Source organism: Clostridium perfringens, assembly GCF_016027375.1.
GTDB lineage: Bacteria > Bacillota > Clostridia > Clostridiales > Clostridiaceae > Sarcina > Sarcina perfringens.
On the sequence record NZ_CP065681.1, the window covers coordinates 2,666,487 to 2,684,608 of the forward strand.

The following is an 18,122-nucleotide window of genomic DNA, read 5'->3' on the forward strand; positions in this document are numbered from 1 at the left end:
CTCCTATAAATAAAGATTTCTTATTATTTATTTGACTTATCGCCTCTCTCTTATGATACTATTATAATTTCAAAGTGCTTATCTTAAATATGACTGGGGTCACATTGAAAAAATTAAATAAAAAACTATGTAAATATATAATATTTCCAATTCCATATATTTTTTAATGAGATATTCATCAGTAAACGATTAACAAAGAAGCTATTTGCCATTATTCACCTCTTAATTTTATTTAATATAAATTATTATATGATATAATATTTTATCAAATCAAAATTATTAATTTAATTTTATGAATTTATAAATATAAAATAGAAAAAATAATAAATGAATTTAACTAAAGAAAGGAGATAGTGCTGTATCAAAATATAAAAATAAAACTCAAAAATAGTATGAAGAGAATATCTAGATTAACTTTAGAATTTAAATCTTTAGTAAATTCTAGTAATTATCTTAATATATTTATTAGTTTTATAATAATTTATTTTTTAGATGCAGCTATTTAAGCATAATGACAAATATCTTAGGTTTAATATTATCCTTAATACTTATAATGTATCTTGCTTATAAAGGGTACTCAACAATAATAACAGCTCCCATTGTAGCATTAGTAACTATACTTATTACTACTGGGTTAGATGCACATTTAATGGCTAGTTACACTGAAATATATATGTCTGGCTTTGCAAGTTTTATAAAAAATTATTTTCCTCTTTTTATGACAGGAGCAATTTTTGCAAAGTTAATGGAAGAGGTAGGTTATGCTAAATCTATAGCTCACTTTATAACTAAAAAACTTGGAAAAGAAAAATCAATATTAGCCGTTGTTCTTTCTGGAGCATTGCTTACTTACGGTGGTGTTTCCTTATTTGTAGTAGCATTTATTCTTTATCCAATTGCCACTACATTATTTAGAGAAGCTGATATTCCTAAAAGACTTATACCTGGAACAATTGCTCTTGGAGCATTTACTTTTACAATGACTGCTATGCCAGGTTCACCAGAAATTCAAAATGTTATACCAATGAAATATTTTGGTACAGATACTTTTGCAGCACCACTTATAGGACTATTAGCAAGCATTATGATGCTAACTCTTGGTATGATATGGCTTACACGCCGTGCAAAATCAGCTAAATCTAAGGGTGAGGGATATGGAAATCATAATGATTCAATGGTTAATGAAAACTATGAAAACTTACCTAGTATATTTAAAGCAATAATTCCTATAATAATAATTTTTATAGTTAACTTATTCTTTTCAAAAGTTTATTATGAAAATATAGATGGAAGTTACCTTAAAGAATTTAATACCACTTTAAGTAATGTTTCTGGAACTTGGAGTGTAATAATTGCTATAGTTTTAGCAGACTTATTTTTAATAATAACTAACTTTAAAAAAATAAAAAACTTAAAATCAGTATTAGATAAAGGAGTTACTAACTCATTTAAACCACTATTAAATTCTAGTGCCATAGTTGGATATGGAAGTGTAATAAAATCACTAGCTGTGTTCACTCTTATACAATCAGTTATATTTGGCGTTTCATCAAACCCAATAATCTCTGAAGCTTTATCGGTTAACTTAATATGTGGACTTACAGCCTCGGCCTCTGGAGGACTTGGAATATCTTTAGATGCTCTTGCTCCAACATACTTACAAATGAGTCAGGCTATGAATATTTCACCAGAAATACTTCATAGAATAGCTTCTCTATCTTCTGGAGGGTTAGACACTCTTCCTCATAATGGAGCAGTTATTACTACTTTAGCAATTTGTAGTTTAACTCATAAAGAAGCCTATAAGGATATGTTTGTAACATCTGTCCTTATTCCTATATTTACAACAGCTTTAATAGTCTTATTAGTTTCTATGAAATTTGCTATTTAATACTAAAATTTTAAATATTATTTTTATATTTTGATATAACTCTTTTACGGTTTTTATTCTATAAAAAATGCTATCTTATATAGTGTTTTCAAGCACTATATAAGACAGCAATTATTTTTAAAAATTATTATATTTAATTATACTTTATATTATCTTTTACAAATTTCAAGTAAAAATCATAAGAAAATTCTTTTTCATTTAGTCTATATTCTTCATCTAAATCAGGGCCACAACTATTTGATCCTATACCACTTTGTTTATAATCTACAATTAAATAAGTTGCCTCTTCTTCATTCAAATCAAAATTATGATTTGCATTAGTTAATTGATTTAAAGAAAAGTGTGAAACATTGAATGCAAAATCATTTTCTGATAAAACACAAACCTTTCCTTTTTCATTATTAATAGCTACTTCTCTACAATAATGATGACTTCCATTTTCTTGAGGTCTTATATAATCTTCATGCATTTCAGAAACCTTAGAATTAAATCTTCCTAAATAACAAGATGAATTTTTGTCCACGTAATTTTCATATGGTCCAAATCCAAAGTAACTTACCTCTTCATAGGATTTATTAGGCTTAAGCTCTACACCAAACCTTGGTAAATAAGGTGTTTTCATATTTTTATTCCCTTTAACATGGCACTTAATTAATCCCTCTGAGTATATACTCCATGTTACCTTAAGATCAAGAACTCTTTCTCTATATGGTGGTATCAAGCTTAAATCGCTAGTTATCTCCACCCTATTTGAAAACTCCTTAATTTTACTATTATACACTCTTGTAGTAATTTGATTAAAGCCAGCTTCAATCCACAGATTTTTAATCTTTCTATCATTATCTGTAGGTGCTCTCCAAATAATAAATTTCATTGGATCATCTATAAATGTTTCTCCTAATGCCTGAATAAAATCAAAGGAACCTGTATTTTTATTATAATTATAAATAAACTCATTATTTTTAACTTTAATCTTATTAACTGTTTCTTCTACATAAAATTTTTGTTCATTAATAGTACTTTTTAAGATTTTATCAACAGATGAGATATTATCTACTCCATTTTTTATGATAAAATTGTCAAAGCCTAGAACTTCACCTTTTTCATAAAGGTGATTATTATTTTTCACTCTATACTGGAATAATATAGTTATAATTCCCTTTGGTAATTCTGATATGCTTAAATCATACCATTTTTCTTCTTTTGCTTTTAAACTTTCTAAATCTATATTACCTCCGAAAATTGTTTCTCCATCTAAAAATACTTTATAGGTAACATCTAAGAATTCACCAACATCCCTAAAATCAAGCATATTTTTAAGCTTAACTCTTTTCTTAACTTCATCAAATTCTATGGCTCTTATAGGTCTATTGATATTTTTATATTCTAATAACCCAGTGTGAGGAGTTCTATCTGGGTAAACTAAACCATCTACACAGAAGTTCCCATCATGATTTTCCTCTTCAAAATCGCCACCATATCCATATGCTTTTTTATCGTTAATATTTTCATTAATAAGTATTGCATGGTCACACCACTCCCAAACATATGCCCCTGCAAACTGGTCATACTTTTGTATCATTTCATCATAATCTTGTAATCCACCTGGTCCATTTCCCATAGCATGTGCATACTCACATAAGATTAATGGCTTGTCTATTCCTTTTTCAAAATAATCCTTGATTTCCTCTATACTTATATACATACGACTAATAACATCAATATTTGTAAAGTCATTTTCTCTTTCTTTGCTAGCATAATGAGCACCTTCATAATGAAGTGGACGTGTAGGATCTAAATTTCTAGCATATTCTAATCCTCTTTCAAAGTTACATCCGAATCCTGACTCATTTCCAAGAGACCACATGAAAATACAAGATTTATTTTTAAAAGGAACTATAGATGAATCAACTCTATCAATAATAACCTTTTCATAAACTTTATCATCAGCTATCATATTATAATTATCTAAATATCCTAGTCCATATAGCTCAACAACCCCATGAATTTCAATATCAGCCTCACTCATAACATAAAAACCATATTCATCGCATAACTCATAAAAAATCGGAGATTTAGGATAATGAGCTGTTCTTATAGAGTTAAAATTACACTCTTTCATTATTTTTAAATCTAGAATCATATCATCATATGTCATAACATATCCCTTAGTTGGATTACTATCATGATGATTAACTCCTCTTAACTTTACTTTTTTATTATTAATTTTTAAAATAGAATTCTCTATTTTAATTTCTCTCATACCTATTCTTTCTTTTATAACTTCATGCTCTGTTTCAATTAATAAGGTATATAAATTAGGTATTTCAGCACTCCAAAGTTCTACATTTTTAATATTGATTTGGACTTTATTATTATCTATATCTCCAGATGCTATCATGTGATTATTAGGATTTAATAAATAATATTTCCCTTTTGGATTTCCTATATTAGATAAAATTTCAAGATCTAACTTTCCTTCTTTAGCTGAAAAATCTATACTTTGAGTTATTTTATAGTCAACTATTCTTTCCTTTGCTCTTCTTAGTATATATACATCTCTAAAAATTCCAGACATTCTAAACTTGTCTTGATCTTCAAAGTAAGTTCCATCACACCATTTTAAAACTAAGACTGTAATTGTATTTTTACCCTTTACTAAAAATTCTGTAATATCAAATTCAGATATGCTATGGGATATTTGGCTATACCCAACAAAGTTATCATTTATCCAAAAATAAAAGCAGGAATCAACGCCTTCAAAGTTTATATTGTAATCATAATTTTCAGGAAGTATTTCAATTTCAAAATCTCTCTTATAAATTCCACACGGATTGTTTGTAGGAACAAAAGGTGGATCAAAAGGAATTGGATATTTTACATTAGTGTATTGATTATAATCATATCCCTTTAATTGCCAAAGAGATGGCACATCAATATTATCTGAAAAATTAATTTGATTTATATTATCAAACTCTTTAACTTTTTGTAAGCTATCAAAGTAATTAAATTCCCATTTACCATTAAGTGAAAAGAAGTTAACTTGCTTACTTCTATCTTTAATATTTAAAGCTTCATCAGTATCCACAAAGGGAACATAATAACTTCTTCTTGGCATCATATTTACATGCAGTTTAGAAATATCTTCATGGTATTCATTTTTTAATATCATTTTACCCTCCCAATACATTTAAAATAATTATGTATTCATGAAACATGATTATATATTTAAGAAACATAATTCCATATAAATCATTTTTCAAAATAGTTTTTACCCATAATTAAATGTTAATATGTAAATTAATCTTTTAAAATAGTTAAAAAGTTCTAAAATATGTTATAATGTTTCTTATAATCTTATAAATTTTAATAACTAATATATAAAGATATTTCTTTAAAATATTCTTATATTTAGAAGAATTTATTTTAAAATAAAAAGCTTTTATGTTGATAAACTGCTTTGCAAAGCTCTCATGTAAATGTTTAATATAAGACTACTATAAAATTAATTAATTTTATAGGTTAGGAGGTAGAAATGCAAATATTGTGGAAAAAGTATGTTAAAGAAAACTTTGAAATGAATGTAGATGAATGTGGTATAGAACAAGGTATACCAGGATTAGGATATAACTATGAAGTATTGAAAAATGCCGTTATTCATTACGTAACTAAGGGATATGGGACTTTTAAATTTAATGGTAAGGTATTTAACTTAAAACAAGGTGATATCTTTATACTACTAAAAGGTATGCAAGTTGAGTATGTGGCTTCTATTGATGATCCTTGGGAATACTACTGGATAGGCTTTAGTGGTTCAAATGCTAATGAATATTTAAATAGAACTTCTATTACTAACTCTTGTGTTGCTAATTGTGAAGAAAACTCAAAAATTCCACAAATAATATTAAATATGTGCGAAATATCAAAAACTTATAATCCTTCAAGATCTGATGACATACTATTACTAAAGGAACTTTACTCATTATTGTACGCACTTATAGAAGAATTCCCAAAACCCTTTGAATACAAAGATAAGGAATTACACACATATATTCAAGATGCCCTTAATTTCATTAATTCTAATTATATGCATAGCATAACCGTTCAAGAAATTGCTGATTATGTAAACTTAAGCAGAAGTTATTTATATAAAATGTTCATAAAAAATCTTGGAATTTCTCCTCAAAGATATTTAATAAATCTTAGAATGTACAAAGCCACTCTTTTACTAAAAGGCACTAAACTTCCCATAGGTGAAGTTGCAAGTAGTGTAGGCTATAGTGATTCACTATTATTTTCAAAAACTTTTTCAAAACATTTTTCAATGTCTCCACTAAATTACAGAAATAATCAAGTAAATAAAACAAGTATATAAATTTAAAATACAGCTTTAAAACAAAAAAATTTCAAAAATAAAAAGTATAACAGAGGCGTAAATTAAAACCTCTGTTATACTTTTTAAATCTTTTATAAGAATTAAAATTATATGAAATTTATTTTCTAAAATCTCAATTAGACTTTTAATATAATTACTATATTAATTTCACTTAATTTAGTATTAATATCTAAATTAGCTCTTATACTTTTCATATTAATGTTAACCTATTCTTGTAACACCATTTTTTAAATCATCAACTATAGCTTCATATTCTGCCTCAGATAAATTATATCTTCTTAGTAGCATAAAGCTTATTATTACAATGGCACATGGAACTAAAGTCTGTATTAAATGAATTCCGTTTAATGTAAAAGTAGATTGACTTTCATTTGCTGTATAACCAATATACGCTAAGATATATCCACATAAGGATCCCCCAATAGCACTGGCAATCTTACTTTTAAATATATTTAAAGAGAAGATCATTCCTTCTGATCTCTTTCCAGTTTTCCATTCACCATACTCAACACAATCTGCAACCATTGATGTTAAGGTAATATAACCTGCTCCATCAAAAATTCCACTTATGAAGTTTATAACTATCATTAAAGGTAATGAAGAATAGGATAATAAAAATACTAAAAATGATCCAGCTGCACCAGCTAATAATCCTAAAAGAGCTGTATTTCTTTTTCCTAATTTTTTTGTTAAAAATGGTGACATTATTCCACCTAGTATACTAGCTCCCATACCAACTGAACTAACTACTGGAATCATCATTTCTGCATTAAAATTATACTTTACATAATATATAGATATTGTATTTTTTATTGCTCCACTTAATTCTAAAACTAACATTGATAATAAAACTATTCTTAAAGGCTTATTTGTCTTTAATAGATTTATAAATTGTTTAAACCCTTGCTTTTCCTTTTTCTTTGCCACATTATCCTTAATTTCTCTAATTCCAAAGGCTGTAACCCAAGTAAATATAGTAGCAAAGCAAACATATATTATGGCCACAGTTTGCCAGTTTCCAATTATTGATACAAGCGGAATTGTTGAAGTTAAAATTATAAAATTACCTACATAGGCCACTGTTCTTGCTGATGTAACAATCTTAGTTTTTCCTGATGAAGATCTTGTAATATTGGCAGATAATGACCAATATGGTATATCCATTGCAGTAAAGGATATTCCCCAGAAAATATATGCTATGTATATCCATATTATTTTACCACTATAACTTAAATCTGGTGCTGAAAAACACATAATTGTTGCTATTCCCATGAAAATAGGAACGATAAATAAATAGGGTCTACTCTTTCCGATTTTAGTATTAGTATTATCAACTATAACCCCCATTATAGGGTCTGTTATTGCATCTATAATTCTTGCCACCAAAAATAAGGTTCCTATGGCAGCTGCCCCTACTTTAAAACTATCTGTTAAAAAGATTAAAAGGTAGGAACTAATCAATGCGTATATCATATTATTTCCTAAACTTCCCATACTATAAGTAATTAAAGTTTTTATAGAAACATCTTCTTTTTTTTCTACTTTTTTATTTATTAATGTATCCAAACCATCACCTCTATATTTAAATAATAAAATCTTATAAATACCCGTTTAATTAAACCTTCAAAAAAGAAATCGATTTCTTAATCTTCGTTTATATTATTGCAAAATTTTTCTATTAATCAAATAGAATTAAGTTTCTAAAATATTGATTTATATTTCCTAATTAAATGCTAGATAAATCAAAAAATTTAATTTTAAATTGACTTTTAAAGAAAATATGTAGTATAATCCTTAATGAAACGACACATGTAGTGCTTTGCACGTAAATCTGATTACGGTACAAAGGCATACATGTGTTTTTTTGTCGTTCAACAATACAAAAATAGTTATTTTTAGAAAATGGAGGAAGGTATTATATGCCAAAGACAAAATTTCAACAGTTATTTTTTGCTTTTTTAACAGTGCTAATAACTGTTCACTTATTCGTATTTTATAATCTTGCTATAGAGATGGGGGGTATGTGTAATCAAGTGTTTATAGACTCTATAAATATAGTCTCAATTGAATTTTTATTTGCATTTTTACTTGATATTTTTATTGCAGGCCCACTTGCATTTAAATTAGCTTTTAGCATTGTAAATCCTAAGGAGGACAAACCTTATATAGTAAATATAGCAATCACATGTTCAACAATTTGCTTAATGTGCCCTATGATGTCCTTTGTTTCAGCTTTACTTTTTAAAGGATTTAATTCAGAACTTATTGCGAATTGGCTACAAAACATTGTAATTAATTTCCCCTTTGCATTTTTCACACAATTATTTTTAATACAACCTTTTGTAAGATTTGTTTTTAGAAATGTATTTAAAAATCAATTAAATAATGATAAGTGTATTGTTAATGAAGCTTAACTTATGGAAATATAAAAAAGGCTGTAGTTTAAAACTACAGCCTATAACACTTCAAAATTATCTTCTATTTTGTTGTTGTTTCTTAGCTCTTCTACAAGACATACATCTTGTTGGCTCGTTATCGAATCCTTTTTCTTTGTAGAATTCTTGCTCTCCTACTGAAAATACGAATTCACTTCCGCAATCTCTACATGTCATTATTTTATCTGTCATAAATATTCCTCCTGAAATTAAAGATTCTAAATCGATATAATAATCTCTAATTTACGAGAAACTATTTACCTAAATGAAACTTTTTTTGTTAGCATCTTTGCTACTCTCTTATAGTAACACACTATTTACTTTAATGCAATTGTTTTTTAAAAATAATTATTAATAAAAAGTTTTTTGCCATTTTATATTTATCTAATATTATGTAATCTACACTGAATTCATTTAATAAAATCTTTAATTAATGTATAAAAAATACTATACTTAATAATGACAATATATTAATTAGTTTAGATTGAGGAGATGCTCTTTAGTTACTAAAAATGTAATCAAATATATTCTAATATTGTACAATATAGTGACAAGAGTATAGGATTATATTAGTAAACACTATAGACCAAAAGAGTTTTCAGAATTATTATTTATATACGAGTTTCAACTTCTGACCCAAAAGGTGATTTGAAAAATTAAATTTAATTTCTTAGATAATATTATAATGATAAAGGAATAATATTAGATGAAGTTATTAAAGCTTTAAGAAAAAGGTTAGAGAGGATGAAGAAGTTGAAAAGGGCTTACAAGATGGAGATTAATCCTACTGATGAACAAAAGTCTAAAATACACCAAACTATTGGTGTATCAAGATTTATCTATAACTTTTATATTGCTCGTAATAAAGAAATTTACGAGAAAGAAGGAAAGTTTGTTAGTGGAATGGATTTTTCAAAATGGTTAAATAATGAATATATTCCTAATAATCAAGAAATGAAGTGGATTAAAGAAGTATCTTCAAAAGCTACTAAACAAGCTATTATGAATGGAGATAAATCTTTTAGAGATTTCTTTAAAAAAGCTAAAGGCTTTCCAAGATTTAAGAAAAAGAAAAATCAAGATGTAAAAGCTTATTTTCCTAAGAATAATAAGACTGATTGGACTATTGAAAGACATAGAGTCAAAATACCAACTTTAGGATGGGTTAGACTAAAAGAATTTGGATATATACCAACTAATTCAATAGTTAAAAGTGGTACAGTAAGTCAAAAAGCTGATAGATATTATGTATCTATATTGGTTGAAGAAACAGATATAAAAATATCTAATAGTAATATAGGTATAAAAATATTTAATCATAATAATGAAGGGATAGGGATTGATTTAGGTATAAAAGATTTTGCAATATGTTCAAATGGCAATAAATTTAAAAATATAAATAAAACATCTACTATTAAAAAAGTAGAAAAGAATTTAAAAAGAGAGCAAAGAAAACTTTCAAGGAAATATGAAAGTTTAAAAATAAGAAATAAAAAAGAAAAAGGAGGAAATGTTACTCGTCAAAATATTCAAAAACAAATAGTCAAAGTACAAAAACTTCATCAGAGATTAACAAATATACGAACTGATTATATAAATAAAATAGTATCTTCGATTATAAAGCAAAAACCAAGCTATATAACAATTGAAGATTTAAATGTTAAAGGAATGATGAAGAATAAGCATTTATCTAAAGCTATTGCAAGTCAGAAGTTCTTTGAATTTAAAACTAAACTAATGTCTAAGTGTAAGCAAAATGATGTGGAACTTAGAATAGTTGATAGATTTTATCCATCATCAAAGACTTGTAGTCAATGCGGTGAGATTAAGAAGGATTTAAAACTGTCAGATAGAGTTTATAAGTGTTCTTGTGGACTTGTAATAGATAGGGATTTAAACGCAAGTATTAATCTTAGAAATGCTAAAGAATATAAGATAGCTTAAAATGAAAAGCACTTATATATGTACGGAGGGCTAACTTCGGAATTTAAGCCTTTGGAGAACCATACAAAATCATAGTAGCTTAGGCAAAGCGAGGTTCTATGAAGAAGGAATTTTCTCAATATGGATATGCTTGACCATATTTTGAGTAGCAGTTTATATATGCGAAAAAAAGATATACTTGAATTAAAAAAACGTCTAAAAAAAGACCATTGCACTTTTACTAAAATGTGTGGATGCTATGTCAATGGAGAAAAAAATATTATTTTAAACTTTAGGGAAACTTTTCTTAACTTAGATGAAGATGAATACTTTAAGTATTTAGAAATTGCTAAAAAAGTAATGTCTGGAACTATTGGAAACAATATTTTAGAACTTAACTTTCCACTAAATGATTATCTTGTTAATGAGAGACAAGTTTCTCTTATGCAATTAAAAAATAGTCAATTAAAGGATGATGAACTTCTTAATGATTTTTATAAATTAGTAATAGATAATTATGATTACACAGGTAACTTTTTAATACTTCTTTTCCATGATGCTTATGATGTTATCACTAAAACTAAGGATAACCTTAAGGTAGATGAATCTGAAGAAGTATATGAATATATTTTATGTGCAGTATGTCCAGTTTCTCTTTCTGGTCCTGGTCTTAGATATTTTGAAGAAGAAAATCAAATAAAAGCACGTATTAGAGATTGGGTAGTTGAAGCCCCTGCCAATGGATTTGTATTCCCAGCTTTTATAGATCGTAGCTCAGATGTGAATTCTGTTATGTATTATACTAAAAATGCTAAGGATACTCATCCAGAATTAATGGAAAATGTATTAGGTTGTACTTCAAAACAAACTGCTACTATTCAAAAGCAAACCTTCCAATCAATTATTAAGGATTCTTTCTTAGATGAAGAAAAAGCAGAAAAAGTATTTATGGAAGTACAAGAAAATTTAAATAATATGATAGAAGAACATAACTCTATGTATGAAGATACTCCTGACTGTGAACCTATAGCTTTAACAGATAAGGATGTTCAAAATATATTAATAGAAAGTGGAATTCCTGAAGATATTACTAGCCAGATTGAAAAATCTTATGTGGAAAGCTTTGGAGAAGATCTTCCTTTAGCTGAAAACTTAATTGATAATAAAACTCTAAAAGCAAATGAACAGAGAAAAAAAGAAGAACATCTTGAAAAGCAAGTGGCAATACTAAAAACTAGACTTGAAGAAGTGAAAAAAGAAGCTGCCATGGACAAGGAAGAAGATTCTGTTACAGAAAATGATGATTTAGTTTCTGATGAAACTTTAGAAAGTAACTCAGAAGAAATCTTAGAAAGTAATTTAGAAGAATCTGAAGATAATACTGATATTAATAGTGAATATGATATTGTACTTCAAGTAAAACCTGAAAAAATACCTGAAATAAAATCTCAAATAATTGATGGTCAAAAATGCATAGTTATTCCTATTAATGAGGATGAACAAACTACAGTTAATGGATTAGATGATTTAATTTAGATTAGTTGAAAATAAGGTAATATGAATTTAATACCCTGGTTATATAACTGGAATTTTATTTCCAGTTATATTTTTATCCTTTTCTTCAACTATTATTTTTCACTCTAAATAATATCATATATCAAAAGTTATTTTGAAATAGCCCATAATTCACTATCCTATAAACTTAAGTATATTCTTACAAAGTACTTTACTTCCTCTCTTTTTTTAGGCAAGTAAAATTCATATTCTATAAAGGCATAATTATCTTTATCCACTCTAAAATATTTATTCATGCTAAGTATATAATTATGAATTTCTTCTACAGTTCCATAAAAATCTACTAAAGCAAACTTTCCCTGTATGCTTTTAAAGGTAATTTTATCTTTGTTCTTTGATTTTTTTAAAAATTTTTCTATATTCTCATTAGATTTTATAAAAAGTAAGTTTTCTTCTTCTATAATGTGTTTATTATCCTTTATTTCATAGAAATAAAAATATGCTTCATCTTTTAATTCTATTAATTTTTTCTCTACTTTAGATTCATTCTCTAAGTCTAAAGCACTTCTTACCTTCACTTCATAGAGTTTTAAATCTAAATTTTCTACATTGACTTTAGAAAAATCATACTGATTTTTAAAATTCATTATTCTATTTATTACTTGTCCACTATTATCTAAGGATTCCTCTAATTTTTTAAGTTCTAGAATCCTCTCTTTTATTATATTTTTTTGCTTTTGCATCAAATTATAATAATCCTCTATGTCCCCATTTTCTGTAATCTCTTTAATTTCACTTAATGAAATTCCTAAATATTTTATTCCTAATATTAATCCTAATTGCTCTAAATGTCTTATATCATAAAATCTATAACCATTTTCTTTATTAACCTCTGGTTTCAAAATTCCTATCTTATCATAGTATCTTAATGTATCTTTACTTATATTAAATAACCTAGCTACCTCACCTATAGATAACTTCATATTCCCACCTCTTATACTCACTATATATTCAATTATATCTCATTAAATTATCTATATGAATATATTTTCAAAATAAGCATTGACATTGGAGTTACTCCACTCTTTATACTTTCTTATTGTAGATAAAATTTATTTAGAAAGGATGATATATTTATGAAAGATGTAATATATAGAGATGTAAAAAAAGAGGATTTATGTGAGTTTGAAAACTTAATCAAGGATGCCTTTAACTTTGATAAGTTTATCCATAATAAAGAGCTTTTAAAAGTAATAACAAGCTCTTACCTTAAGGAAAGTATTTGTGAAAGTTCATTTATTAAAGTGGCATCTAAGGGTGATAAAGTTTTAGGATTTATATTGTGTAAAGCTGATAGAGATAAGGCTAATTATAACCATCTTTTCACCCCTTTAAATGAAGAAAAATATCCAACTACTCTTCCTATAGAAAATATTAAAGATCAAAATGAAATAACTGAATTCATTAAAATAAAAGAAGCTTACTCAGAATTATTAAATGGAAAGGAAAATCTTTTTGATAGTTGCATTAATTTATTTATTGTATCTGAAGAAGCTAGAGGTCTTGGAATTGGAAAAACTCTTCTTAATTATTCTTTAAAATATATGCACTCTATGAAATCCTCTTCTCTTTACTTATTTACAGATGATAGATGTAATTATGGATTTTATAAGAGCCAAGGTTTTAATTGTTTAGATGAAGTAGATGTTTATTTAAAAACTGTAGACTCAAATTTAAAAACATTTTTATATACCTATTCCTATTAAAAGTTCTCTTAAAAATAAAAAAATACAAATGAGGTTTTATCAATTAAGTCTCTAATTTAAAGTCAAATAAATCCACCTTAAAATTTAGTGATGACTTATAAAAGCTCCTTAAAACTAAGGTGAAATAAAAAATTTTATTAAATCAAAACTTACTAAAAAACCTCATTTGTATTTATGTTTTTATATAAATTATATTTTAATAAATTAATCAGTTTTTATTTACTGATTATAAACCTTAATCTACATCTTCAAAATTCCTATTTAAATATTTAACTGAAGTAACTATTCCATTATCATCAAGAATTAAAGTAGTGTCATAATAATATATGCTATACTCATCTTCAGTATTAAATCTGTATTTTCTACCAATTCTAACATTCCTATTACCTTTTTCATCTAAAAATTCTTCATATATAGTACTGTCATCATGATCTTTCTCCGCTTTACTTATATTTTCTTTAATAGTATCAATATTTTCACCTATTATATTTACACCATCATACTTAACTATATTTCTTTCTATAGAAGCTTCTTTCACCCAGGTTTCTTTTTTATCAAATTTAATCACTATACCCCCGAAATCATAAGTTTGGTTGCCTAAATAATTAAATACTTCATGGCTAAATTTTTCCTTTGCACTCCATGGTTTTAAATCCCTAAAATCAGATTCTTCCCTTATATCAAAATCAGGATTTTCTAAAAAGTTGGATTTTCCATAATAATAACAATTGTTAGGTGCATTATGATGTACATCCTCAATATCACTATTCTTCATAACAATAGAATTTATAGGTTCATAAAAACTTATCCTTGAATCATGTAATCCATCACTAGAAGCAGCTACTACTAATCTTCCTTCTTTATATGCTAAAGCTTCCACTCTTGAAATTAAAATATATGGTGCTAAAACAAAAATAAACGTTATAATAGCACTTATAAAAAAAGATATAAGAGTAAAAAACAACTTCATTTCTTTTCCTATCTTTTTTCTCTTCATAATTATTCTAATAATTAATATATTCAACATTATTACAAATACAAACTTATCCCACGCAATAAATTCTATAACACTTTCTCTAAACTCCATACCATAGTTTAATAAAATATTGCTTGAAACCAAATAAACAATATAAATTAAAAAACTTATTATTAAAATAACTCCTGAAACACTTAATTTCTTCCCCTTCATGTAACTCCTCCCCCTAAAAATATAAATAACTTAATATAGCTTAAGTGTTATATTTTACAAATATATTATTTTATTTATATAAATTTGTAAATAGATATAAATAAAAAACTACTTTAATAATCATTCCTTTTAATGTAAAATATCATAAAAAGATAAATAAACAATCTCTTATTCAATTAATAATGAAACTATTTATATAAAAATACAAAAGCTGGAGGATATATTATGAAATATGAAGTTATACTATTTGATGCAGATGAAACCCTATTTGATTTTAAAAAATCTGAAAAGGAAGCCTTTAAAAATGCTATGCTTGACTTTAATATAGCATATGACGAAAACTACCATTTAAAAGTATATAAAGAAATAAATACTGCTATATGGAAAGAGTTTGAGCAAGGACTTATTACACAAAAGAAATTAAAAATAGAAAGATTTAAAAGATTATCAGATAAATTAAATATAAATTTTGATGCAGCTAACTTTGCTAAATCATATATGAATCATTTAGCTGATGCTTCTTTTCTATATGAAGATAGTACTGACCTTGTAGAAAATCTTAATAAATCTTATAAACTTTCTATAATAACTAATGGTCTTATTTCTGTTCAAGATAAAAGAATAAGACAATCTACTATAGCAAAATATTTTGACCCTATAGTAATTTCTGAAGAAATACTAATCTCAAAACCTGATCCAAAAATCTTTGAGCATACTCTAAAACATATGAATTTTTCTGATAAGAGTAAAGTATTAATGGTTGGAGATAGCTTAACTTCTGATATACAAGGTGGTATAAACTTTGGTATAGATACTTGTTGGTACAACCCTAACAAGATAAAAAACGAAACATCAATAAAACCTACTTATGAAATTTCTAGCTTTGATGAACTAAAATCTTTACTAATTAATTCATAAATAATAACAAAAAGGTATAGAATTAGATCTAATTCTATACCTTTTAAATATTTGTAAAAGACTTATTCATTTATTATATGGTTAATAGTAGTTGATCCTATATCAACTCCTAAGTGTAATACTTCTTTCATAAACTTCTCACCCTAAAATAAATCATTAATATAATTGCAATTTTCTATATAATAAAACTGCAATTTCGTATTAAATATTATATAAAAACTTCATAAGTACATCCAATCAAAATTTAATGTTAAAACGTATAAAATATTTATATTTTTACATAATATTCGTTATTATATTCTATTTATTAATGCAAAACTTGCATTTTTTTAAGTCAGCGAAGGATTTCCATCAATTATTTTTATATCAATTTAATTTTTTTAAATTTTAATTAACAAATACATATATTAAATTAATTTTTTTTAAAAAATATAAAGCTAAGTTTATTTTTTTGTGATATACTATATGCTATAAAATGAAATTTCAATTATTCATTTCTTGCATATATTTAATTTATCAAAATTTCAAATAAATGATTTTCAAGTTATAAACTACTCAAGGAGGCTATTAAACAAATGAAAAAATTAGGACTAGCATTTCAAATTGTACTTGGACTTATACTAGGTATTATAGTAGGAGCTGTTTTTTATGGTAATCCAGTTGTTACTTCATATTTACAACCATTTGGAGATATTTTTATAAGATTAATTAAAATGATTGTCATACCTATTGTCTTTTCATCACTTGTTGTTGGTGTTGCTGGAGTTGGAGATGTTAAAAAATTAGGGAAAATCGGCGGAAAAACAATACTTTACTTTGAGATTGTAACTACATTCGCTATTATAATAGGTTTAGTTGTAGCTAATTTATTTCATCCAGGAAGCGGAGTAAACATTAGTACTCTTGCAACTACTAATATTGATAAATATATGAGTACAGCAGAAGCTGCATCTAACCATGGATTTATGGATACATTTATAAATATTGTTCCAACTAATATTTTTGAATCTCTTGCAAAAGGAGATTTACTTCCTATTATTTTCTTTTCAGTTATGTTTGGATTAGGTGTAGCTGCAATTGGAGAAAAAGGAAAACCTGTCCTTGCAATATGTCAAGGTATAGCTGATTCAATGTTTTGGATTACTAATCAAATTATGAAGCTTGCGCCACTTGGCGTATTTGGATTAATAGGTGTAACTGTTTCTAAATTTGGATTAGCTTCATTAATTCCTTTAGGAAAGTTAATAATTACTGTTTATGGCGCCATGTTCTTCTTTGTATTTTTTGTTCTTGGCTTTATTGCAAAAATATCTGGAACAAGCATTATATCACTTATAAAGCTTTTAAAGGATGAACTTATTTTAGCTTATACTACAGCAAGTTCTGAAGCCGTTTTACCAAAGCTTATGGAAAAGATGGAGAGGTTTGGCTGTCCTAAGGCAATTACATCTTTTGTTATTCCAACAGGATATTCATTTAACTTAGATGGATCTACTTTATATCAATCTATTGCAGCACTTTTTATTGCTCAAATATATGGAATTCACTTACCACTTTCTGCTCAAATTAATTTAGTGCTTGTATTAATGCTTACTTCAAAAGGTATGGCTGGAGTTCCTGGTGCATCTTTTGTAGTACTTTTAGCAACTGTTGGTTCTTTAGGAATTCCAGTAGCAGGAGTTGCCTTTATTGCTGGTATAGATCGTATCGTTGATATGGCGAGAACTCTTGTTAATGTACTTGGAAACTCATTAGCTGTTGTTGTTATATCTAAATGGGAAAAGGAATTTAATGCTGAAGAAGGACAAAAATATATTAAATCAGTTAGTGAAATAGCATAATTCTAATTTACTAAATTATGATTTTATTTAATTATAAAAATAGTCTTAGACAAGTTATATCAATATCTAAGACTATTTTAATATTTCTTTATAATACGGTTATCCCTATGGAAGACAAGGGCTTACCTTTCTGTAAATTTTTAATATTAAATACTATATTAATAAAAGATATACTTAAATTAATAAGTATATCTTTCAAATCAAAATTTATTCTTGGTATAAAAAATATCTATTATTTATGATTACAG

The 18,122-nt window shown here is 26.2% G+C and carries 13 protein-coding genes; 8 read left to right on the forward strand and 5 right to left on the reverse strand.

The features are described 5' to 3' along the window. Window positions 1-511: 511 nt before the first annotated feature. Window positions 512-1,891 carry a GntP family permease gene (locus I6G60_RS12545; protein ID WP_111744073.1) on the forward strand — a complete coding sequence of 460 codons (1,380 nt, stop codon included), beginning with the start codon at window positions 512-514 and terminating at the stop codon, window positions 1,889-1,891. Between the two features lie 133 nt (window positions 1,892-2,024). Here I6G60_RS12545 and I6G60_RS12550 read toward each other — a convergent pair whose 3' ends face one another. Further along, the gene (locus I6G60_RS12550; RefSeq protein ID WP_110016308.1) at window positions 2,025-5,063 is read right to left on the reverse strand and encodes a glycoside hydrolase family 2 TIM barrel-domain containing protein; all 3,039 of its coding nucleotides are present in this window, start codon (window positions 5,061-5,063) and stop codon (window positions 2,025-2,027) included. A 363-nt stretch (window positions 5,064-5,426) separates the two neighbouring features. Between I6G60_RS12550 and I6G60_RS12555 the strand changes: the two genes are divergently transcribed. After that, window positions 5,427-6,266, forward strand: a complete 840-nt coding sequence (locus I6G60_RS12555; RefSeq protein ID WP_003468880.1) for an AraC family transcriptional regulator — start codon at window positions 5,427-5,429, stop codon at window positions 6,264-6,266. A 222-nt stretch (window positions 6,267-6,488) separates the two neighbouring features. On the opposite strand, the gene I6G60_RS12560 is transcribed toward I6G60_RS12555, so the two are convergent. After that, the gene (locus tag I6G60_RS12560) at window positions 6,489-7,853 is read right to left on the reverse strand and encodes an MFS transporter (protein ID WP_025648888.1); all 1,365 of its coding nucleotides are present in this window, start codon (window positions 7,851-7,853) and stop codon (window positions 6,489-6,491) included. A gap of 353 nt (window positions 7,854-8,206) precedes the next feature. On the opposite strand from I6G60_RS12560, the gene I6G60_RS12565 reads away from it, so the two are divergent. Then, complete coding sequence (locus tag I6G60_RS12565) at window positions 8,207-8,701, forward strand: DUF2798 domain-containing protein (RefSeq protein ID WP_110016309.1); 495 nt, start codon at window positions 8,207-8,209, stop codon at window positions 8,699-8,701. A gap of 57 nt (window positions 8,702-8,758) precedes the next feature. Here I6G60_RS12565 and I6G60_RS12570 read toward each other — a convergent pair whose 3' ends face one another. Continuing rightward, the gene (locus I6G60_RS12570) at window positions 8,759-8,914 is read right to left on the reverse strand and encodes a zinc-ribbon domain-containing protein (protein ID WP_003452954.1); all 156 of its coding nucleotides are present in this window, start codon (window positions 8,912-8,914) and stop codon (window positions 8,759-8,761) included. Between the two features lie 561 nt (window positions 8,915-9,475). On the opposite strand from I6G60_RS12570, the gene I6G60_RS12575 reads away from it, so the two are divergent. Next, entirely contained in the window at window positions 9,476-10,666 is a 1,191-nt protein-coding gene (locus I6G60_RS12575) for an RNA-guided endonuclease InsQ/TnpB family protein (protein WP_337250396.1), read from the forward strand. Window positions 10,667-10,825: 159 nt separating this feature from the next. After that, on the forward strand, window positions 10,826-12,181 hold the full coding sequence (locus I6G60_RS12580; protein WP_110016312.1) for a DUF4317 domain-containing protein: 1,356 nt from the start codon (window positions 10,826-10,828) through the stop codon (window positions 12,179-12,181). 158 nt (window positions 12,182-12,339) lie between these two features. Here the strand turns inward: I6G60_RS12580 and I6G60_RS12585 are convergent, their stop codons facing one another. Further along, window positions 12,340-13,143, reverse strand: coding sequence for a MerR family transcriptional regulator (locus I6G60_RS12585; protein WP_110016310.1), 804 nt, complete (start codon window positions 13,141-13,143; stop codon window positions 12,340-12,342). A 153-nt stretch (window positions 13,144-13,296) separates the two neighbouring features. On the opposite strand from I6G60_RS12585, the gene I6G60_RS12590 reads away from it, so the two are divergent. After that, window positions 13,297-13,926 (forward strand): GNAT family N-acetyltransferase, encoded by a 630-nt coding sequence (locus I6G60_RS12590; RefSeq protein ID WP_025648891.1) that lies wholly within the window; start codon window positions 13,297-13,299, stop codon window positions 13,924-13,926. 235 nt (window positions 13,927-14,161) lie between these two features. Here the strand turns inward: I6G60_RS12590 and I6G60_RS12595 are convergent, their stop codons facing one another. Then, window positions 14,162-15,115 (reverse strand): cation-translocating P-type ATPase, encoded by a 954-nt coding sequence (locus I6G60_RS12595; protein WP_025648892.1) that lies wholly within the window; start codon window positions 15,113-15,115, stop codon window positions 14,162-14,164. A gap of 225 nt (window positions 15,116-15,340) precedes the next feature. Here I6G60_RS12595 and I6G60_RS12600 point away from each other — a divergent pair, with 225 nt between their 5' ends. Together I6G60_RS12600 and I6G60_RS12605 are read left to right on the forward strand one after the other, a co-directional pair. Further along, window positions 15,341-16,033, forward strand: coding sequence for a YjjG family noncanonical pyrimidine nucleotidase (locus I6G60_RS12600; protein WP_003456922.1), 693 nt, complete (start codon window positions 15,341-15,343; stop codon window positions 16,031-16,033). A gap of 575 nt (window positions 16,034-16,608) precedes the next feature. Next, entirely contained in the window at window positions 16,609-17,874 is a 1,266-nt protein-coding gene (locus tag I6G60_RS12605; protein WP_003461701.1) for a cation:dicarboxylate symporter family transporter, read from the forward strand. Window positions 17,875-18,122: the final 248 nt, after the last annotated feature.

Coding starts and splice junctions, on each gene's coding strand:
- I6G60_RS12605 (WP_003461701.1), top strand. CDS start 16,609: ATGAAAAAATTAGGACTAGCATTTCAAATTGTACTTGGACTTATACTA.
- I6G60_RS12550 (WP_110016308.1), bottom strand. CDS start 5,063: ATGATATTAAAAAATGAATACCATGAAGATATTTCTAAACTGCATGTA.
- I6G60_RS12585 (WP_110016310.1), bottom strand. CDS start 13,143: ATGAAGTTATCTATAGGTGAGGTAGCTAGGTTATTTAATATAAGTAAA.
- I6G60_RS12570 (WP_003452954.1), bottom strand. CDS start 8,914: ATGACAGATAAAATAATGACATGTAGAGATTGCGGAAGTGAATTCGTA.
- I6G60_RS12545 (WP_111744073.1), top strand. CDS start 512: ATGACAAATATCTTAGGTTTAATATTATCCTTAATACTTATAATGTAT.
- I6G60_RS12565 (WP_110016309.1), top strand. CDS start 8,207: ATGCCAAAGACAAAATTTCAACAGTTATTTTTTGCTTTTTTAACAGTG.
- I6G60_RS12595 (WP_025648892.1), bottom strand. CDS start 15,115: ATGAAGGGGAAGAAATTAAGTGTTTCAGGAGTTATTTTAATAATAAGT.
- I6G60_RS12600 (WP_003456922.1), top strand. CDS start 15,341: ATGAAATATGAAGTTATACTATTTGATGCAGATGAAACCCTATTTGAT.
- I6G60_RS12590 (WP_025648891.1), top strand. CDS start 13,297: ATGAAAGATGTAATATATAGAGATGTAAAAAAAGAGGATTTATGTGAG.
- I6G60_RS12580 (WP_110016312.1), top strand. CDS start 10,826: ATGCGAAAAAAAGATATACTTGAATTAAAAAAACGTCTAAAAAAAGAC.
- I6G60_RS12555 (WP_003468880.1), top strand. CDS start 5,427: ATGCAAATATTGTGGAAAAAGTATGTTAAAGAAAACTTTGAAATGAAT.